This is a genomic window from Chloracidobacterium sp. N, from assembly GCF_018304765.1.
Lineage (GTDB): Bacteria > Acidobacteriota > Blastocatellia > Chloracidobacteriales > Chloracidobacteriaceae > Chloracidobacterium > Chloracidobacterium aggregatum.
Map to the genome: position 1 here is coordinate 2,354,416 of NZ_CP072642.1, position 19,905 is coordinate 2,374,320.

At 62.2% G+C, this 19,905-nt stretch carries 13 protein-coding genes; 2 read left to right on the forward strand and 11 right to left on the reverse strand.

Features of this window, described 5'->3' with window-relative positions; genetic code table 11:
* Positions 1–244: 244 nt before the first annotated feature.
* Together J8C05_RS09885 and J8C05_RS09890 are read left to right on the forward strand one after the other, a co-directional pair.
* The gene (locus J8C05_RS09885; RefSeq protein ID WP_211422031.1) at positions 245–832 is read left to right on the forward strand and encodes a 3D domain-containing protein; all 588 of its coding nucleotides are present in this window, start codon (positions 245–247) and stop codon (positions 830–832) included.
* A 115-nt stretch (positions 833–947) separates the two neighbouring features.
* Positions 948–2,114 (forward strand): exo-beta-N-acetylmuramidase NamZ family protein, encoded by a 1,167-nt coding sequence (locus J8C05_RS09890; RefSeq protein ID WP_211422032.1) that lies wholly within the window; start codon positions 948–950, stop codon positions 2,112–2,114.
* A gap of 18 nt (positions 2,115–2,132) precedes the next feature.
* Here the strand turns inward: J8C05_RS09890 and J8C05_RS09895 are convergent, their stop codons facing one another.
* From J8C05_RS09895 to nuoL, 11 genes are all read right to left on the reverse strand, one after another.
* Positions 2,133–3,170 carry a hypothetical protein gene (locus tag J8C05_RS09895; RefSeq protein WP_211422033.1) on the reverse strand — a complete coding sequence of 346 codons (1,038 nt, stop codon included), beginning with the start codon at positions 3,168–3,170 and terminating at the stop codon, positions 2,133–2,135.
* 23 nt (positions 3,171–3,193) lie between these two features.
* On the reverse strand, positions 3,194–6,637 hold the full coding sequence (locus J8C05_RS09900; RefSeq protein WP_211422034.1) for a rod shape-determining protein: 3,444 nt from the start codon (positions 6,635–6,637) through the stop codon (positions 3,194–3,196).
* Positions 6,638–6,687: 50 nt separating this feature from the next.
* Positions 6,688–7,710, reverse strand: a complete 1,023-nt coding sequence (locus tag J8C05_RS09905) for a class I SAM-dependent methyltransferase (protein ID WP_211422035.1) — start codon at positions 7,708–7,710, stop codon at positions 6,688–6,690.
* Between the two features lie 141 nt (positions 7,711–7,851).
* The gene (locus J8C05_RS09910) at positions 7,852–9,561 is read right to left on the reverse strand and encodes a hypothetical protein (RefSeq protein ID WP_211422036.1); all 1,710 of its coding nucleotides are present in this window, start codon (positions 9,559–9,561) and stop codon (positions 7,852–7,854) included.
* Positions 9,562–9,607: 46 nt separating this feature from the next.
* The gene (locus J8C05_RS09915) at positions 9,608–10,066 is read right to left on the reverse strand and encodes a hypothetical protein (RefSeq protein ID WP_014100509.1); all 459 of its coding nucleotides are present in this window, start codon (positions 10,064–10,066) and stop codon (positions 9,608–9,610) included.
* Between the two features lie 37 nt (positions 10,067–10,103).
* Positions 10,104–11,540 carry a hypothetical protein gene (locus J8C05_RS09920; RefSeq protein ID WP_211422037.1) on the reverse strand — a complete coding sequence of 479 codons (1,437 nt, stop codon included), beginning with the start codon at positions 11,538–11,540 and terminating at the stop codon, positions 10,104–10,106.
* Positions 11,541–11,652: 112 nt separating this feature from the next.
* Positions 11,653–12,747: a lipoyl(octanoyl) transferase LipB gene (lipB, locus tag J8C05_RS09925; RefSeq protein WP_211422038.1), complete on the reverse strand. Its 1,095-nt coding sequence runs from the start codon at positions 12,745–12,747 to the stop codon at positions 11,653–11,655.
* A gap of 21 nt (positions 12,748–12,768) precedes the next feature.
* Positions 12,769–13,977 carry a Na+/H+ antiporter NhaA gene (gene nhaA, locus J8C05_RS09930; RefSeq protein WP_211422039.1) on the reverse strand — a complete coding sequence of 403 codons (1,209 nt, stop codon included), beginning with the start codon at positions 13,975–13,977 and terminating at the stop codon, positions 12,769–12,771.
* Positions 13,978–14,057: 80 nt separating this feature from the next.
* Positions 14,058–15,638 (reverse strand): NADH-quinone oxidoreductase subunit N, encoded by a 1,581-nt coding sequence (locus tag J8C05_RS09935; RefSeq protein ID WP_211422040.1) that lies wholly within the window; start codon positions 15,636–15,638, stop codon positions 14,058–14,060.
* Between the two features lie 54 nt (positions 15,639–15,692).
* Positions 15,693–17,516, reverse strand: coding sequence for a complex I subunit 4 family protein (locus J8C05_RS09940; protein WP_211422041.1), 1,824 nt, complete (start codon positions 17,514–17,516; stop codon positions 15,693–15,695).
* Positions 17,517–17,584: 68 nt separating this feature from the next.
* Entirely contained in the window at positions 17,585–19,900 is a 2,316-nt protein-coding gene (gene nuoL, locus J8C05_RS09945) for an NADH-quinone oxidoreductase subunit L (RefSeq protein ID WP_211422042.1), read from the reverse strand.
* Positions 19,901–19,905: the final 5 nt, after the last annotated feature.

The following is a 19,905-nucleotide window of genomic DNA, read 5'->3' on the forward strand; positions in this document are numbered from 1 at the left end:
CGCACCCGACCGTCTGGCCGGCTCGTCACAAAGTGCCCGGCATCTTATGTCTGCCACCTTTGGTGCTGCAAGCTTGTGTGCCATGCGCGGGACAGACCGGCGGCAGACGGGCATCGAACTGACAGCCCCGACCGGACAATTTGACAGCCCGTGATAAAGTTCCCGGTTTGATCGCACGCTGGTCAGGGACGCGCCACCCCAAGGGCCCCTTCCGGCGGCGTATGTTCACCAGGGAGGACATCGCATGAGCTTACGTGCATTGGGGGAAACGGTGCGTCGGGGGCTACGTCTCTTTTCATTCAAGCCCTTGTTCACCTTCATCCTCGTCCTGCTGTCCATGGTCGGCAATCTGGCCGCCCGCGCCCAGCAGGGACGCCCGACCCCGGCATCCACCCAGACACCACAGCCAGACGAAGCACCACAGACCCCATCCCCTTCAACCCCATCCGTCGAGTTGACCCTCGACCTGCCAGCCACACCACCGCTGCTCGGTTCTTTTTCCCTGCGCAATGCCGAACCTTCCCCGCAGGCCATTCCGTTCGTCGCCACGGCCTACAGCCTGAAAGGACGAACGGCATCGGGGGAATACGTCCGGCCCGGCATTGTCGCGGCTGACCCCCGCGTGTTGCCGCTCGGCTCGGTCGTCAAGGTTCACGCCGGGCAGTATTCCGGTGTCTATCACGTCAAAGATACCGGCGGCCGCATTCGTGGACGCCACATTGACATCTACATGCCCTCCACCCGCGATGCCATCCGTTTCGGACGGCGCACCGTCCGGGTGGAAGTCATCCGTACCGGACGGCCACAGCGTACCAAACTGGGAACGCGGTAGCCGCGCTCGTCCTTTCGGGCGGTGCCTGGCAGCGCGGATGGATGAAAACCTCATCCGCGCTTTTTTATGTCGTTCCACGGCCCTCACCTCTGAAAGCCAGCCCTGAACACACCCCATGCAGACCGGACTTGACCGCCTGTTCACCCACCACCTCGACCTGCTCCGCGACCGCCGCGTAGGACTCATCTGCAGCCCGGCTTCGGTGGATGTCATCTACCGCCACGCGGCTGACCTGTTTGCCGCCTGCCCGGCTTTTCGCCTGACGGCGCTGTTCGGCCCGCAGCATGGGTTTCGGGGCGAGACGCAAGACAACATGATCGAATGGGAAGGCTGGCCGCGTGATCCACGGCTGGGCGTCCCGGTGTTCAGCCTCTACGGGCAGACGCGCCAGCCAACCCCGGAGATGCTGGCCGAGGTGGACATTCTCGTGTTCGACGTGCCGGATGTCGGCACGCGCGTCTATACCTTCATCTGGACAATGGCGCTGGCGATGCAGGCGGCCCAGGCGCAGGGCATTCCGTTTGTCGTGCTGGACCGCCCCAACCCGATTGGCGGTCTCGACATCGAGGGGGCCGTTCTCGAACGTGAATGGGCATCCTTCGTCGGGATGTACCCCATCCCGATGCGACACGCGATGACGGTTGGCGAACTGGCGCGCATGTTCAATGCCACTGAGGGTATTGGCTGCGAGTTGCACGTCGTTCCCATGGAAGGCTGGTCACGGCCGCAGTGGTTTGACACCACCTGGCTGCCGTGGGTGATGCCTTCCCCGAACATGCCGACGCTCGATACCGCCACCGTCTATCCCGGCATGGTGCTGCTCGAAGGCACGACGCTTTCCGAAGGACGCGGCACGACGCGCCCGTTTGAAATCTTCGGCGCACCGTTCATTGACCCCTATGAACTGGCAGCCGCGCTCGAACCGCTCCAGTTGCCGGGAGTCCACTTCCGGCCGCTCTGGTTTCAACCAACGTTCAACAAGTTTGCCGGACAGGTGTGCGGCGGGCTTCAGCTTCACGTACAGAACCGCAACACATTTCGCTCGTACCGCACGGCCGTCGAAATTCTCAAGGCTGTCCGACGCCTGTATCCACAGGAACGTCTGTGGCGTGAGCCGCCCTACGAATACGTCTTTGACCGGCTTCCCTTCGATGTCATTGCCGGACAGGCGCGGCTGCGGGCTGCCATTGAAGCCGATGCCGACTGGGCTGATATTGCCGCAGCAGACGAACCGGCCCTGGAAGACTTCCGCCGCCGCCGTACCGCCTATCTGCTCTATTAGCCACGGGAGCGGTGTGCCTTACTCGATACGCAGGCGTCCCCGCGCGGCAATCTGCCCACGGGCATCGAGCCGCGCCGGCGTCACCACCACGACATAGCCGCTGCCGGGCCGGTCGCAGTCATAGACAAAGCTGTAGTTCTGCTGAAAGTCGCTGCCGTAGATGACTTCCTGCGCCGGAAAGACGAACCGTTCACCCCGCTCTTCGAGTTCCAGAAACAGCCCGCTTGGATTGAGGGAAAAATGCCGGGTGAGGGCGTCCACGTGGCCGGCCCGCAGGCGGTCCCGGTAGCGCGCAATGATGTCCGAAACCCGCTGGTTTTCAAATGGATCGGGCGGGGGCAGCGTATCGGCGGCGCTGGCTTGGGGCTCGGCAGGCAGGGTTTGCGCCACAGCCATCCCGGATGACAACGTCGGCAACGGATGAGGTGGCGTCTCCGGCGAGACCAACAGCGTCGAAAGTTTGTTTTTCAGGTAGTCCACTTCGTCGCGCAGCGAACGCAGGTCGGACTGAAGGGCTGTCAAATCCGCGCGCAGCGCCGTTTCCGGGGCTGGCCCGCCGGCCGCCTCCGGTCTGGAAGCGTTGCCTGACGTGGGCGGCGCGGGTTGGCTTTCAAGCCGCTGGAGACGTGCCTGCAACGCGCTGATTTCACCTTCGAGTTGCTGCCGCTGGGTACGCAGAAGCCACCAGAACACAACGGCCACAACCACGAGTCCAACCAGCGCCACCACAAGGGTCAGCAGTGCCACCGGCCACACATCAGGCGCGGCCGCCACGGACGGGTCATCGAGCTTCCACCCGGCGGCTTTCACCGGCCAGACTTCCGGCGGCGTGCCCGGCTGCCCGGCAAAGGATGCCAACAGCCCGGCCAGGATCGCCAACCGGTAGACGGCGGGAAAGACGTGGCAGCGTTTCCGAACCTGGTCCCACACCGTTCGCCACTGGCGGGCAGGCATCAGCTCGCCGTGGCAATGCTTTTGCCAGGTTTCCAGGGTGCTGTCACATCGTCCTGTGCCCGGCAAACCTGCCGGCCGCTGTCTTACCAGCCGGTCACTCATAGGTCATCATCCCCCGGCGTGGCTCAGGTTCTTTCCGTCTGCGGCGGCTGGTCGTCATAAAAACCGGCCCGGCGGGCCATGTCCTCAATCAGCGGATAGGGCTGGTCCGGCAGACTCGTGACCAGTTTCAGGTCTGGGTCGGCGTAGAGTACGCCGGTCACAAAGACAGAGGCTGGCGTCATTGCCGGGTAGTGCCGTCCACCGGTCAGGTAGCCGTTGATGGTCGGCCAGCGCTTCTCCGGGATGAGGTCGGTGTTGCCCCGCGAAGTAAACAGGGTCAGCAGCACATCCAGCGGGGCGTTGGTCCCCGGCAGGCGGATGTTGACCTGGCGGATGTCCACGTCCGTCTCCATCCCAAAACGGCGTTTGAGGTCAGCTTCACTCCAGCGGTCAAACCAGTTCACAGCCTGGGGACCATACTCCTGGGCGCCATCGCCAAGCACCACCTGCGGCAGATTCACCCCGGTAAATGGAGCCGTTCGCCGGCCGAGGTTCTGGTTGGTCGCCACCGAGAGCGCCCCAATCGGGACGTTGGTCTTCGCGCGACTGATGTCGCCTTCATTGAGCAGGGTCACATCGTGGACGTGCAGATCGTGCAGGCAGGCCGCGGCTTCCGGCAGCAGGCTGCCACTGGCCCGCGTCTTGAGGCGATCCAGCAGCGTTTCGGCTTCCGCCAGCAACGCCTGCCCGGAACGCTCAAAATCGGCAAAGAGCAGCAAACCCCAGGCATTCCCGCCCAGCACCAGATGAATCCCGTGTGGCAACTGGTCCCGTCCCAGACGGCGCTCAATGGCGGCGGCCGCCGCCTGAATGATGCCGTACGCCAGGATGTGGCGGAAAAAGAGCTGGGCGCAAAACCGCTGGTAGGCGTCGCGGTAGCTTTGGTTCTCAGGCAGGGTGGTATCGCGCTGGCGCTTCAGAATGAGGTGTTCCCGCTGCACGAAGGTCTCGCTTTTGAGTTCGTTGACGCGCAGCAGGTAAAAGGTGGGGAGGCTCAGATTGTGGTCGCGCAGCCCCGGCAGGTCGCTCACATCCATCTCCATGGGCGCAGCTTCCTCATTCGGCGCCAGCAACAGCCCCAGATGACGGCGAAACACACTGGCCTTGCGCAGCTTGACGCGGGGTGAAAGGTTCTGCTCGGCGGTGCGGAAAAACTGCCGGCCGGCCAGCCGCAGACTGTCCAGCACGAGGATTTCCGTCCCGCGCCGGACGGCAATATCGGTCGTGCCGCCGCCCACGTCAATGAACAGATCGAGCCGGTCGGAACTGGGCGGCAGGTTGGCCCCGGTCGCTGCCGCGGCACTTTCGTCCACGTCAGCACGGTAGTGGGAGGCCGCTTCAAAGTTGCGCATTCCGTGGCAAAGCCACTGGATCACCTGGATGTTCTCCCGGTTCTGCTTGTGGAACACATCCCGGTCAGTCCGGCTCATCGCCAGCGGAAAGGTGAAGGTGTAATCCGTCACCTGCGCCCGCCGGTTGAAGAACAGTTCGGCATGGGCAAACAGCAGCAGCAAACGCAGAAACAGCGCGCGGTAGGCGGAGGTCTGGGACTGTCCCCACTTGAGGTTGTCGTGCAGGTCCCAGGCGTTGGCGCCACTGCCGGCCGCCAGCAGCATGCGGTTGAGGCCGTCGGAGTAGAGGTTGGGAATGGCGGCGGCAAACAGGTGTTCGACCGTCAGCATCTCCGGCGATACTTCCCGCAGCGATGCAGAGCGGCGCGTCAGCAGGGTCGTCGAGAAATAGCCTTTGGCTCCGCCCCAGTTAAACGGTGCAAACCCCAGCCGGTTGGCTCCGTCGCCATTCCACAGACGCAGCGGGGCGAGAGAAAACCGCAGGGTGTCGGTCACACCACCGGCCGCAAAAGCCGCTGACGTGTTGCTCGTGCCGAAATCCACGGCGAGGTGGGCCGAAGTCGGCGTCCTTGCCCCGGCGTCCGGCAGCCGGGCGAGCCAGACAACGCCCCGCTCCACATCGCGTCCCTGGGCCGGCCACCACCAGCTCAGGGCGCGCGGACGATTCGCCCGGACCTGTCCGGTGGCATCCGCCGTTTCCTGCGGACGCAGCAGGGTGACGTATTCATCCTGCGACGCACCAAGCTCATACAGGTCGCCCAAGCGCCCGTTTTCATCCACCAACCGCCAGCGCCCGGAACGTTCCCGCAGACCCAGCCCGTGGGCCGCGTAAAAGTACCACTGCGGGTCCACCCTGGGCGGCCAGAGGGACAGAGAAGCCACGGCCAAATCCCGGGCCTCAAAGTAGCGCGCCGTCCAGGTGACTTCCCGCCCGCAGAGCTGAAACGTCCACACCACCTGCTGCCCATCAAAGGCGATGCGGGACTGCAGGCCCGTTCCGTCTTCCGCCAGCAACTCCGGGAAATACGCCAGGAACCGGCTCGTGACTGGCGCCATACACACAGAAATCCGTGAGGCATCGGTCAGTCCCTGAAGCTTGTGCACCGGATGAATGAGCGCCAGCCGCTGGTCTTCACGCGGATAATCCACCCGTCCGACGAAATCGCTCACAAAGAGACTCGCCAGGTCAACGATCTCATCCCTGGCGTCAAGCGCCAGCGTTTCGAGCCGACCGCGCACTTCGACCCCGATGGCATTCGGTCCCAGGGCGCGGTAGCTGACCGGCGAGGGCTGTCCGGGACCCAGGGCGGTTGTCATCCAGGCTGGCGGCTGAGGAAACTTGTCCACCAGGAAGTAGGTCTGCCCGCCGCGCTCATTCGGCTTGCGTAAGGGGTAGATGTCCAGCAGGTCTGTCGGTTTGGGCTGTTCGCGTACAAGCGGCCAGGCGGCCGGGCTGGAAGCCAGCCGTGGGGCCTGGTCAAGGCCGTAGGGTGCCGGCCCGAAGGCTTCGTCACACAGCCGTTCGAGAAGCCGGCCGAAGCTGAGCGGCAACACGTCCCGTGCCAGGCAGCGCAAATGCCGGTGGCACTTCTCACGCTCGAAATTATCGGTCAGCAACAGGGTCTGTGTGCGCGCCCAGGACAGGTGTTCACCGTCGAGGTATGGGCGCAGATAGTTTTCCTGCGACCAGTGCGAACGGGCACGCGCCGGAAAAAACACGACATCGGGATAGACTCCGCCCAGGGTCGTCGCGCCAACACTCAAAAGCTGAAACTCCCGCAACCCACCACCCTGCGGATAGGTCGTCTCCAGGGCCGGGTGCAGCGCCGGCGGATATTCCCGCGCCAGCAGCGCCGGCGTCAGCGGTTCGGTCAGGTAGGCCACGCCCATGGCGTGCAGCACGAACAGCGTCAGCCACTCCCAACGTGCAGTCTCATCGCCCTGTTCGACAGCCTGACGAAAACGATAGGCCGCCGCCCAGACTGTGGGGAGCGTCTCAAAAAAGCGGGGATTGGGAGCCGGCGGTGTGACCCGATGGGGGTCAATCGGGAAAAAGGTCTGCGCCCGAAATCCGCCGACTTCGCCAAGCATGCCCTGGTTGATGAGGAGTCCCATAGTCCCTCCCTGCCCTGTCCGTCTTTATGCCAACCCGGACAACACGGTGTTCAGGCGGCTGTATCCCGCTTTTGCACGAGAAACGTGTTCGATAACTCGCCGTAGCGATAGCCCGTCCAGGCATCCTCCAGCACTTCCAGCACCTGACAATCCGCCTGAGCAATGATCCCGAAAACCCGCCGCTGCGGCAACACATGCATTTCAACTTCCCCCAGGCGCGCCTTGGCCGTGCGCAGGTAGTCTTTGGCAACGAACGCATAGCCTTCCCGGTAGGTCGTGACCTGAAACAGCGCCACCCCACCAGGCAGCAGCGCCGACAGCAAACCTTCCAGGATCATCCGAATCACCGGCGGCGGATTGTGCTGCAGGACAATGACGGTGTACACCACGTGTACTTTGGGAAGGCGGACCACATCCTGTGGGTGTTGTATCTGAGAAAAGGCGATGTTGGTCAGTCCCAGCCCGTCCGTCCACTGCTTGGCCAGCGCCAGATGGGGCGCAGAAATGTCGTAGGCGTAAACCCGGCCGAAATGTTGGGCCAGCGCGTGCGTCACCCGCCCGACGCCACAGCCGTACTCCAGCACAGCTTTGTCAGCCACCCCATCGGGAAAACAACCGTTGCGCCGCAAAAGATGGAGAAACTGCTCGGCATTGCCATGACCGGAGGCATAGAACCACTCGCGATTGGCAGCGAGGTTGGTCTGTTTGAATTCTTCGCTCGTCAGCACCGACCAGTGCGGCTCTTCCCGGCCGAGCTTCTGCCAGCTTGCCTGAATGTGGGCGAGCAGTCGTTCCAGTGTTGTGGCATTCACTTCATCTTCGAGCACCAGGGGAGGCTCGAAACCACTCAGGGATGGGCCACAGAGGATGCGCTCACGCTCCCGAAACTCCCGGCAGCCAAAGAATGCCTGCCGCAGACTCGTCAGGTCCGGGTAATGCAGATGGGCTGGGATGTCTTCGGGCAACGGCTCCCGCCCCAGAATCAACCGGTACGCCCACCGTACAGCTTCCGGGGTGACTTCCGGGGGCAACGGCGGAGCCGGCTGGGAGGGCTTGGTGTCAGTGGACATCATTGGTGTGTGGGAAAGGGCTTCAAATTGAAAGCTGTCTGGGAATCTGCGGCTGTCGGTCAGCACCCGGTTGAAGTTGTTTCTGCCTGCCTCACGGCCCACCACGGAGACGCGCTGCATCGCCCGTACCGGGTGGTACCACAACTAGCTGGCCGCCCCGGTTCGGGCAAAGACATTCGCCCAGACGAGCCGGGCATAGTCGCCGCGTCTGAATTCCGGCGGCGGTGTCCAACCGTAGAAGTCAAACGAGGTCAGTTCCACCTTCACCCGTCCAAAGCGCAGGGCTTCCTGGGGGGCATTGTCCGCCGCCAGGCCAAACAACCGCGTCCGGCGCTTCATGCGCTCGATGACGGCACTTTCCACCCCCGGTGCAATGAGTTTGTCCAGGTCGGCGCGAATGTCGGGACTCCAACCCATGGTACGGTCGGGCGAGACCATATCCCCCATGATTTCGCGGATGAGGTCGAGCGCCAGCCGATAGGCCAGCCGGTCCCGCTCCTGCCGCGCCGGATCAAGTTGGTAGAGGTGACGCAGCCCGCCCGGATCGTCACTCCAGCCACGGGCATCGGCATCCCATTCAATCTGGTATTGCAGCAGGTGGACGAGTACGGCCGTGGACAAAAACACCTTTTCGGCATCCACCGGCTGTCCCCCGACCATATAGACCGGAAGATCGGCCAGCCGCAGCACACTGGGCGACATATCTTTCGCACCCGAGGCCAGACTGTAGGACTGCCCGCTCCCCACGCGATTTCCGGCAAAGTAGTTGAGGGCGGTGATCGCGGCGGCAACTTCGGTGGCGTTGAGGGGATTGCGTTGGGTCTGCCCGCCGTTGCTCCAGCGCTGAAGGGCGTCCGGCTGGGCTTTTCCAATGAGGTAGAGTTCGTCGAAGGTCGGCGCCAGAATGTCGCGGTAATAAACCAGACTGTGACGTGAACGCAGGGTCAGGTCCTGCGGATCGGCATAAAAACCGGTCAGCACCTGCCGCGCCAGCGCCACGCGCTCTTCCTCATTGAGGACAGCAAAGGCTTCGTGCGTGGCAAACTGCTGTGCCATCCGCCGGGCTTCTTCATTCACGTAGCGCGCGTCGGACTGCCGGTCTTCGGGAAGCGGACTGAACGGCGGCGGCGGCGGCAGGAAGTAGGGCATCAGCAGACAGCCGCCGATGCTCCAGTTGAGGTTGCTGCGCTGGCGCTCGCGGGCCAGAAACTGTCCGATGACCGGCAGCGCACAGGCACCGGTGCCGCCATAGACGCTACCGCAGATGAAGAAACGCACCTGGGTTTGCTTGAGCGTGTTGAAGTCAATCTGACTTCCGGCCGGTGAGTTGCGGTCCATCAGCGACGCCGCAAAGGCCGCAATGACGGGCGAACCGATGAAAGGCTTTTGATAAAAGCCCCGGTTGATTTTCACATCCAGGTCCTTGTCCTCGTAGAAGGCGTGGAGCAGAGGCGTCCCGTCCTTCTTGCCCGGAAACTGGCCGAGCAACTCGCGCAGGGTCGAAATGGGTTTGTCGAAGCCGGGCAGTGCCAGCGGGTCAAAGTCCCGTACCTTGGTGTTGACCGTCATCGCCCACGGGCTGGCCGCCAGCGGCTGGGCGTCCAGCGGCGGCGGCTCGCCGTTGCCGTCCTGCATCAGGTGCTGAATTTGGCGATAGCGGCGCAACGTCTCATTCAGGACGGTGAGCGCACCGGCGCTGCGGTCGGGGTCAATGCGCCAGATTTCGAGTTCGTCACTGGCGCTTGTGGGAAGGTTGCCCTGCATCCGCGTCGGAAAGCCGATGGCCAGCAGCCGCACGAGCGCATCAGCGACGCGCGTTCCATTCCCACCGGTCACGATGATGATGTTTTTCATGACACAGGCCCCCGCTTCTCAAATCAGAACGTCCCCGGCACAGTTCTCACCGTCGCCGGGGATAGAGATCACGCCGCCACGGACTCACTGCATGAGCCAGCAGCATCAGGAACGCATAGAACAGAATGCCAAAGACCATCCCGACCATCAGACCATAGCCGCCGATGATGTTGGCGTTGGACACGACGAACTTCCAGCCAATGAAACACAGCACAATGAGCGGGATGAACCCCAGGCAGACAAAGCCAACGGTTTCTCCCAACGACCAGTTGCGGGCCTGTGGGTTGGGCGCACTTTGCTTGCGGAGAAACTTCACCCCCAGCATTCCCAACGTGCACAGCAACCCGGTAGCGACAAGGTAGAGAAACCACTTGTCACCAACCACCTGCCACTCGCTGTCGCTCGTGTCGCTGACGAAATACTGGATGAGTTGTTCCGGCAGCGCCAGATGATAGCCAGTCAACCCAAACCATGGCTGTTGAATGTATGCTGCACCGAACTCCATAACGACTCACCCCAATATCGAAAATGCCGGACATCCCTCACTTGGGGCCAACGGCCAGGTAGATGTTGGCCACCATCTGGTTGCCCACTGGCGACCGTTCCCAAGTTCCCTGCCAGGTTGCCAGCAGATTGTAGGTGCGATTGGCCTGTGCAGCCACGCGATCATCGCGGGTGTTCCACTGTTCCAGCCAGGGCGGCAGGCGCTTTCTGGGGTCCAGGCGTCCGGTCAGGCGAAAAATGCGCCAGACCGGTGTTTTGGTTTTGCTTTCCCAGGTCGGCTGAACGGTCATCACTGTCCCTTGGGGCCCGACCGTTACCTGCAGATCGTCCAGCCGGGGATAGGCTTTGCCCGGTTCCTCCTGCGCCGGATACACCGGCGTGAGTTCCCACGTCACCAACTCCGCAAGCTGTGCAGCATCGGCTGTGTTCGTCGCCGCCTCAGACCACTGCGGCGCAATGGTGATGGACAGGCGGCGGTTGTTTTCCCGGCCAATCTGCACGTTGAACGATGGCAACGTCTCCGACTGTTTGTGTTTGATCCTGGCCACGCGCGGCCCCAGCCCCGCGCCGGACGCCGCGCCGGCCACCTCGACCTGCGGCGGCCCGGCAACAAAACAGGCAGACAAGGGCAGTTCGTGAATTTCCGGTTTGCTTTCAAGCTTGCGCAGCTCGCGTCGCAACCGCGCCACATTGTTGTCGTGCTGGCTGGCATCGCTTGAAAACACGAGCAGGTAAAACGGCCGCCAGGTCTGCCTGTCCTCTTCCGTCCGGTACGTAATAACCTGTTTGCGGTCCAACTCTGAGAACACTCTGCCGTCGAATTGGCTCCGAATGCCAAAGAGCGTGGCCTGCCAGGGCGGGTTTCCGTCACGGCCGGCCAGGAGTTTGAGACATTCATCCCGGAAGGCCACCGACAGCGTCGTGCCAATGGACTGCACACCATCCGTGACGAGCACGTGCATGCGCGGCGGCGGGCCCTTGGGTTTGCCTTCCAGATTGACGGAAAAACTGCGCACCGCCGCGGCCAAATCCGTATCGGGCAGGTTGTAAAACGCTTCCGTGTCCGGGGTTGGCGTCAGAGCGGCCCACGGGCGAGGCGGTTCGACCACACCGCCCACTCTGCGGAACTGAATCCTCATGGGCGGCTCGAACAACGGGCCGATTTCCGTCAGCAGGCGCAGGGTTTCACGGTAGGCGCTCGCTCCACGCTGATTCACATAGCCACGCATACTGCCACTGCCGTCCAGATACACAATCAGATCATCACTGGCCGGCGCTGCGCCCGATGCCGCACACACCGGCTGGTCAAGACCGGCGAGGGCATTTTTTTCAATCAGCTCGTTCCAGCGCGGTGGAGGCGTCGCACAGCCGCCAACCATCCCCAAAAAGGCGCTCAGGAAAAAGACGCATCCGAATCTCCAGCGCCACTCAGGCCGCCGGTGCTTCAGCGTCAGTCGTATCTGTCCTTGGAACATGAGGTTATGTCTCACGGTAGCCCTGCCAGGGTCGGCAGCCACGGAAAACGCCTCGTCAGCGGTTGTCGGGCAAAACTTGGGACAAATACTTGTTTTGAAAGCCATCTGCAAGTCATGGGAAGCCTTGGCAGTGAAGATGCCGCAGGGCGCGCCGATGGCCAGCCCAGTGCAGGCGCGTCAACGCGGCTTCAAAAGGCAGCCAGGCGCAGGCGTCATGTTCATCCGTCTGGAGTTGCACCGCGTCGGTCTCAACCTGCGCGGCAAAGGCATGCTCCCGGTTGAAGACCGGCCCGGCGGCGGGCGCAAACCAGGCGGCGTTCATCAGGGAGGTTTCGGCCAACCCCAACGCGGCCGGCTCGGTTGTCTGGCCGGTTTCCTCCCGCACCTCGCGCCGGGCGGCTGCCGCTGGCGTCTCACCCGGCTCTACCTGCCCGGTGACGGGCTGCCAGAAACCGCCACGGGCGTCTGTCCGCCGCAGCACGAGGTATTCCGTCTGCGCGCCTTGCCGCCGGAAAAGCCAGACCTGCACAGAAGCCTGCTCCAACTGCCGCCAGACGACCGCCCGCTCAAACACGCCGCCGAAGTGCCGTGTGACGTGACCGGCTACGTCATGGAGTGTTGGAGTCTGTCCGGTTTCCCTGGCAATGGACGTTACGGCCTTGTCGGTAATGCCGCAGGGCACGATGAAATCAAAATCCTCCAGGTGTGTCGTCACGTTGAGGGCAAAACCGTGGGACGTGATCCAGCGCGAGATGCGTACTCCCAGAGCTGCCATCTTGCGCTCACCGGCCACCCACACCCCCGTCAACCCCGCAACCCGCCCGGCGGCAATCCCGTACTCAGCAACAGTGCGGATGAGGACTTCTTCCAGATCACGCATGTAGCGGCGGATGTCGCGGCGGTCCGGGTTGAGATCGAGAATGGGATAGCCAACGAGTTGTCCCCACCCGTGATAGGTGACATCCCCGCCGCGCCCTGTTTCATAGACGGCAATGCCCCGCCGCTCCAAAACCGCCTTTGGCGCAACGATATGCTCCGGCTCAGCCGCGCGCCCCAGCGTGATGACCGGCGGATGTTCCAGCAGCAGCAGCGTATCGGGAACTTCTCCCTGCCGTCGCCGGGCGACGAGCTGCTCCTGCATGGCCAGCCCGGCAGCGTAATCCACGACACCGAGCGGCCAAACCTCGACGATCCGTTGTGCGGACATAAACTCCTGACCACAGACGAGCTACGGAGACGTAGTGACGTAATCCATCGTCTCCAGGTCACGGTCAGCGACATCCGGCTGTCCAAAGAACTTCAGCCATAAGAAGCCCACCGTGCCAGCCGTCAGTGAAGCCAGCAAAATGGTCATCTTGGAGGCGCTTACAATCAGAGCATTGTCGGGAAAGGCCAGGTTCGTGATGAAAATGGACATCGTGAAGCCAATCCCCCCCAGCAGCCCGGCGCCAAGCAGGTGTTTCCAGTTCAAATCCAGTGGCATCCGGCAGATGCCCAGCAGCACGGCCGCGACGCTGGCCAGAACGATGCCAACCGGCTTGCCAATGAACAGCCCCACGAAAATCCCGACCCCGTTGGCGCTGGAGATAAGCGCAAGCACCCCCTGCTCGATGACAATGCCCGTATTGGCCAGCGCAAACAGCGGCATGATGCCAAAGGCAACCGGCCGTTGCAGCCAGCGTTCGAGCCGATGGGAAGGCGAAGTCTCATCCTCGCTTTTTTCCGTGAACGGAATGGCAAAGGCCAGCAGGACGCCGGCTATCGTGGCATGAACGCCCGACTGGAACATACAGAACCACATGGCGATGCCACCCAGCAGGTAGGGCCACAGCGCCCTGATACCCCACCGGTTAAACATCAGCAGCACGACCAGAATGGCCAGCGTTGCGCCCAGGTAGCTCCAGGCCAGCGCCCCGGAGTAAAACAGGGCAATGACCACAATGGCGCCCAGATCATCAATCACGGCCAGCGCCGCCAGAAACACCTTGAGCGAACCCGGAACACGGTTGCCCAACAGCGCAAGCACTCCCAAGGCAAAGGCAATGTCCGTCGCCATCGGGATGCCTATTCCCGGCTGGGTGACGGTGCCATTGTTGAGCGTGAAGTGAATGGCCGCCGGCACGACGATCCCGCCCAGCGCCGCCACAATGGGCAACAGCGCATGACGAAGGTTGGATAGCTCGCCGACGTACAGCTCACGTTTGAGTTCCAGCCCGATGAACAGAAAAAAGACCGCCATCAACCCATCATTGACCCAGACCTCGACCGGAAGGCCCGCCACCTTGACGTGCCAGGCATGCAGATAGGCGTGCCCCAGTGGCGAGTTGGCCAGGATGAGGGAAACCACCGTGCAGACCAGCAGCAGAACACCACTCGCCTGCTCCGACAGCAAAAACCGCTTGAAGGTCGGCGACAGTCGAATTTCGATGATGGGCATCAGACGTTCTCCGCTGGCAAGGGGCAGACTTTCCCGAAAACATTTCCGGGGCATCCAAAGCACACGCTGACCGACTACGGTCAACGCACGGCAATTCCGGGACTTTGAGCGTAAACAGTGGTGATACTTCCGGCAACTATCTCGGCCACATCAATCAGTGGTTGCGGATAGATGCCGAAAAACAGGACGGCGGCGGCCGATACCACCATTGCAGCCCGTACGCCGGGCGTCAGGAGCAGCGGCGCGGCGTCCGCCAGATTTTCACTGGGCGGATTCAGAAACATCGCCCGCAGGAAACGGGCGTAATAGTAAAACGCAACCACCGCATTCAGGACGGCAATGACGGCCACGTACGTCAGCCACGGCTTGCCGCTCTGAATGAGCGAACCAAAGAGCAGGTACTTGCCAACGAAACCGGCTGTGGCCGGAATCCCGGCCAGTCCCAGAACGAAGATGAGCATGAGTACAGCCACGCTTGGCGCTTTGGCAAACAGGCCGTTCAGGTCATCCAGTTTCTCGCCGATGACCCCCTGCCGATGCAGGGCGATGATGACGGCAAAGACGCCGGTGTTCATCAGCGTGTAGGTCATGATGTGAAAGGCCACGCCCTGATAGCCCATTGGCGTGCCGGAGACGATGCCGAGCAGGATGTATCCGGCGTGCGCAATGCTTGAATAGGCCAGCAGCCGCTTGACATTGTCCTGTGTCACCGCGGCCAGGTTGCCAATCGTCATCGTCAGCACGGCCACGACCGTCAGCATGGCGGCCCAACCCGGCAAATCCTGCATCTCCCGCAGGGGAGCCAGCGCAAACAGCAGCATGCGCGCCAGCAGGACGTATGCCCCGGCCTTGGGGCCCACCGACATAAACGCCGTCACCGTCGTCGGCGCGCCTTCATAGGCATCCGGCGCCCACATGTGGAACGGCACGGCCGCAATCTTGAACAGCAGCCCGGCCGCCACAAGCACCATTGCCACCAGCAGCAGCAACCGTGGGTCGCCGTTTTCCGCGCCGGCGCCCTGGACGTAGTCGGCGATGGTTTCCGCAATCAGCCCCAGGTTCGTGTGCCCGGTCACGCCATAGACCAGCGACAGGCCGTACAGAATGAGCGCCGAGGAAAAAATCCCCGTCAGAAAGTATTTCATCGCCGCTTCGTTCGAGCGCCCGTCGCGCTTCAGGTAGCCCACGAGCACATAGACGCTCAGCGACATCAGCTCAAACGACACGAAAAGCGAAATGAGGTCGCCGCTGACGGCGACAAACATCATGCCCAGTGTCGAAAACAGAATCAGCGCGTAGTATTCACCGCGCTGCTCCCGTTCAAATTCGAGGTACTTGATCGAGTAGAGAATCGAGAACGCCGCCGCGACAATGAACACAAAGCGGAACACGACGGACAGCCCATCAATGAACAGCATTCCGTAGAAGGCGCTGACAGGCAGCCGATCGGCCACGCCCATGACCTGCTGGGCCAGCGCCAGCGCGACGAACCCCAGTCCCACCAGACTCAGGTAGGCCGTCACCTGCTTTTTGCCACGCGGCAGCGCCACGTCCAGCACCAGCGCCGCGCAGGCAAACAGGGTCAGGATGATTTCCGGCATGATGAGTGCCGTCTCACGCAGGGTCGGCAGCGGAGGCAGTTCAACAAGCAGAGGCAGCATGGTCAGATTCAGCATAACGGTAGATGATTCCCGGAGATGACCCAGCAGTGATTTTCACTGCGGTGTTTCGGACGCACGGGTTGGCGAAACAGCCGCTTTCCCGGCCGCAGCTTTCTCGATGCGTGCCGCGTCGCGCTGGGCAAAGTAGTTCGGCCGCATCTGGCGCACGACGACTTCCGTCGTACCATTGAGCAGGGTGACAAGCGGCTTCGGGTACACGCCAAAGATGATCATGGCCGCGACGAGCGGCGTCAGGTAGGCCCATTCACGGGCGTTCAAATCCGGCAGGTCGGCATTTTTCGGGTTTTTGACCGGCCCCAGAAACACCCGCTCATAGAGCCAGAGCATGTAGGCCGCGCCCAGAATGATGCCCGTCGTCCCCCAGAAAGCCCAGGTGATGTTGGCTTCAAACACACCGCGCAGCCCGATGAACTCTCCCACAAAGCCGTTGAGCAGCGGCAGACCAACGCTGGCCATCGTCGCAATCATGAACATCACCGAAAAGGCCGGCATGCTGATGACGATGCCGCCGTAGTCGGCAATCTGGCGCGTATGCCGCCGCTCGTAAAGAATCCCAATCATGATGAACAGGGCCGCGCTTGTGACCCCGTGGCTCAGCATCTGCAGGGCCGCACCGTTGATGCCGTTCGGGTTGAAGGCAAACAGCGAAAGCATCGTCGTTCCCATGTGCGCCACGGACGAGTAGGCAATCGTCTTTTTCATGTCCTTCTGCGCCAGCGCCACGAGTGACCCATACACGATGCCGAGAATGGCCAGCGTGGCCATCACCGAGGCGACGCGCGCATCCATGGCGGCGTCGGGAAACATGGGAAAGTTGAAGCGGACAAAGCCATACGTGCCGATCTTGAGCAGAATCCCGGCCAGAATCGCCGAACCGGCCGTCGGCGCTTCGACGTGCGCATCCGGCAGCCACGTGTGAAATGGAACCATCGGTACCTTGATGGCCAGCGCCAAAGCAAACCCGGCAAACAGCCACAACTGCAAGGACAGCGGCACCAGCGGATTCCCCTGCCCGTCGCGGGCGCTGCCAATCGCCTGAAGCGCGTAGATGTTGAAAGTCCCGTATGCCGTCGGCTCGGCGTCATACGTTCCACCGCCGGCCAGCGCCGCCCGGTACACCCCGGCCCGGCGGGCCGTTTCAATCCCCTCCAGCACCATGCCGCGCATCGGTGCATTGTTGCCGACGATGACCTCCGCCGCGGCCCTGACCTCGTTCGGATACCTGGCCGCGGTTTCAGCCGCCGTGAAGTAGAACTTGAACACGGCCACCAGCATCAGCAGCGAGCCAACCAGGGTGTAGATGAAAAACTTGATGGCCGAATACAGCCGCCGCTCGCCGCCCCAGATACCGATGAGCAGGTACATGGGCACGAGCATGACCTCGAAAAACACGTAGAACAGAAACAGATCGGCGGCCGCGAACACGCCAATCATGAACGACTGCATGATGAGCAGCAGCGCGTAGTATTCCTTCTCGCGCTTCTCGATGTAGCTCCACGAGCACAGCGCCACAATCGGGCCCAGAAAGGTCGTCAGCATCACCAGCGTCAGGGCCAGCCCGTCCACGCCCATCTGGTACTTGGCCCCGATGGCCGGAATCCACGCGGCCGTTTCCATAAACTGCAACCCGCGCACGTCGTAGTTCCACATCAGCACGAGCGGGAGCGAAGCCAGGAAACACAGCGTCATCCAGAGGGTGGCGAACTGCTTGATGAGGTCGGTACGGCGCTTGTCAAGGAAAAAGACGATGACGCCCCCGACCAGCGGCAGCCAGGTGACGAGACTCAGAATGCCAATCGGCCCGAAGTACAGCTCGGCCGGGCCGGAGGATGCCAGAAAAACGTTGCTCAGTATCATGCCGTGTAATCCCTTGATGAACTCCCTGAATACGCCCCTGTTTCAGCGTCCGGCGGCAAACACAAGCCTTACGGCGCCAGGACGCGCCCGGTCTGCGGCGACGAAGATGCCGGCGCCGGCGTGCGGCTCGGCGCAAACAGTTCCTTGAAGAGCGGATACCCCATGCCGGTAATGAACAGGAACAGCCCCAGCGCCATGACCAGGACGTAGTTCTGCATCAGCCCGGTCTGCAACGTGCGGAAGACCACCGAACCGGCGCGCGTCAGCCAGGCGAACATGTTAACGATGGAGTCCACGACGAAATCCAGCCCCCACGCCCCCAGGTTGATCTTTTTGAACGCACCCACCAGATAGACATCAATGAACTCATCCCAGAACCACTTGCGCACGCTCAGCACATACAGTGGGCGCAGGGTCTGGGCCAGCTTGTCGGGCAGTTCCGGGCGGATGACATAGAGAAAGTACGCCAACCCCATCATGGCCAGTGCCCAGACGACGCTCACCATGGCCAGCAGCCATTCGGTCGGGTTGACACCGGTGACGGGCTTTTCAGGATACAGCGTGGTGTCCATCACCGGAGCCAGCCAGTGATGGACGTAGTTGGGTATCGCGCCGCCTGTCAGCTCTTCCGACACACCGGCAAATCCGGCCCCAAAGGCGAACACCGCCAGCACGATGAGCGGGAGCGTCATCACCAGTGGCGACTCGTGCGGATGAAAATCCTTTGTCGCCGGAGCGTGGTGGTGCTCGTCGCCGTGATGGCCTTCCTGGAAATCCGGCCCTTCCAGAAAGCGTTCTTTGCCGAAGAAGGTCAGGCACATCAGGCGCGTCATGTAAAACGCCGTCACACCCGCCGTCAGAAAGCCCACCACATAGAGCGCCAGCCCCACGTCGTGGCTGAACACAGGCGTGTGCAGCGTCTTGGCCAGAATTTCGTCCTTACTGAAAAACCCGGAGAACGGGATGATGCCACAGATGGCAAACAGTGAGACCATCATCGTGGTAAAGGTGATGGGCATGTACTTTTTGAAGTTGCCGTAGTAGGTCATCTCCTGCTGGTGGCCGCTGGGCGAGCCGCCGTGGATGACACTGCCGGAACCCAGAAAGAGCTGGGCTTTGAAAAACGCATGCGTCACGACGTGGAACACGCCGGCGACAAAGGCCCCCACCCCGCAGCCGACGAACATGTAGCCAAGCTGCGAAACTGTCGAGTAAGCCAGAGCCTTTTTGATGTCGGTCTGGGTAATGCCAATGGTGGCCGCCACGAAGGCGGTCGCCATCCCAATGACGGCCACGGTCAGCATGGCCGTTGGCGCGCGCTGGAAGAGCGGGTTACACCGCGCCACGAGATACACCCCGGCCGTCACCATCGTGGCGGCGTGGATGAGCGCCGACACCGGTGTGGGGCCGGCCATGGCGTCCGGCAACCAGGTGTAGAGCGGAATCTGGGCGCTCTTTCCGGCGGCACCCAGAAACACCAGCAGGGCAATGACCGTCAGCGTGCCGGTCGTGAAACTGAGCGCCGCCAGCCCCAGCGGCTCCTGTGGCAGCGCCTTGACCATCACCATCACGTCGGCATAGTCGAGCGTGCCAAAGACGGCAAAAATCGCCATCATCGCCAGCATCAGCCCAAAGTCGCCGACACGGTTCATCACAAAGGCTTTCTTGGCGGCCACCCCGGCTTCGGGCTTCTTCAGGTAGTAGCCGATGAGCAGATAGGATGCCAACCCAACGCCTTCCCACCCGACGAACGTCATCAGAAAGTTCGCGCCCAACACCAGGTTGAGCATCATGAACATAAACAGGTTCAGGTAGGCGAAAAACCGGTGAAAACTCGGATCGCCGTGCATGTAGCCGATGGCGAACAGGTGAATGAAAAAGGCGACAAAGGTGACGAACAGGATGTACAGCCCGGAAAGCTGGTCGAGTTGGTACGCCCACTTGATGGAAAAGTCCGCCAGGCGTCCGGCACTTGGTCCCAGCGTCGTCGTCAGTGCCCCGCCCGGCATCCACTCAAACAGCGTGACCACATAAGGTGTGGCCACTTCTTCCGAAGCGCCGGCTTTTTCGGGTGCAGCCTCCGACGCCTGCGGATTTTCAGCCGCTTTGGCCACTTCCTTGGCACGCCGGGACTCCACATCCTCGCCGGACACCCGCGCCATCAACTCGGCTTCGCGCTGCCTGGCCGCCGCCTGAACCTGGGCATCGTGCGCATGGTGGCTGAACGCATAGACGGCAACTGCCGAGCAGACAAACGAAGCCGCCACCATCGTGCAGGCAATGGCACCGATGACCTTTTCAGAAAAACCAAGCCGCCGGGCAAACAGGCCGTTGATGATGAAACCGAGCAGCGGAAAGAACGGAACGAGTGCGACGAATTCCATCGAAG

What these genes read in the sequence shown, in the direction of transcription:
- J8C05_RS09905 (WP_211422035.1), bottom strand. Translation starts at nt 7,710, where the DNA reads ATGATGTCCACTGACACCAAGCCCTCCCAGCCGGCTCCGCCGTTGCCC.
- lipB (WP_211422038.1), bottom strand. Translation starts at nt 12,747, where the DNA reads ATGTCCGCACAACGGATCGTCGAGGTTTGGCCGCTCGGTGTCGTGGAT.
- J8C05_RS09890 (WP_211422032.1), top strand. Translation starts at nt 948, where the DNA reads ATGCAGACCGGACTTGACCGCCTGTTCACCCACCACCTCGACCTGCTC.
- J8C05_RS09910 (WP_211422036.1), bottom strand. Translation starts at nt 9,561, where the DNA reads ATGAAAAACATCATCATCGTGACCGGTGGGAATGGAACGCGCGTCGCT.
- J8C05_RS09935 (WP_211422040.1), bottom strand. Translation starts at nt 15,638, where the DNA reads ATGCTGCCTCTGCTTGTTGAACTGCCTCCGCTGCCGACCCTGCGTGAG.
- J8C05_RS09915 (WP_014100509.1), bottom strand. Translation starts at nt 10,066, where the DNA reads ATGGAGTTCGGTGCAGCATACATTCAACAGCCATGGTTTGGGTTGACT.
- J8C05_RS09895 (WP_211422033.1), bottom strand. Translation starts at nt 3,170, where the DNA reads ATGAGTGACCGGCTGGTAAGACAGCGGCCGGCAGGTTTGCCGGGCACA.
- J8C05_RS09900 (WP_211422034.1), bottom strand. Translation starts at nt 6,637, where the DNA reads ATGGGACTCCTCATCAACCAGGGCATGCTTGGCGAAGTCGGCGGATTT.
- nuoL (WP_211422042.1), bottom strand. Translation starts at nt 19,900, where the DNA reads ATGGAATTCGTCGCACTCGTTCCGTTCTTTCCGCTGCTCGGTTTCATC.
- J8C05_RS09885 (WP_211422031.1), top strand. Translation starts at nt 245, where the DNA reads ATGAGCTTACGTGCATTGGGGGAAACGGTGCGTCGGGGGCTACGTCTC.
- J8C05_RS09940 (WP_211422041.1), bottom strand. Translation starts at nt 17,516, where the DNA reads ATGATACTGAGCAACGTTTTTCTGGCATCCTCCGGCCCGGCCGAGCTG.
- nhaA (WP_211422039.1), bottom strand. Translation starts at nt 13,977, where the DNA reads ATGCCCATCATCGAAATTCGACTGTCGCCGACCTTCAAGCGGTTTTTG.
- J8C05_RS09920 (WP_211422037.1), bottom strand. Translation starts at nt 11,540, where the DNA reads ATGTTCCAAGGACAGATACGACTGACGCTGAAGCACCGGCGGCCTGAG.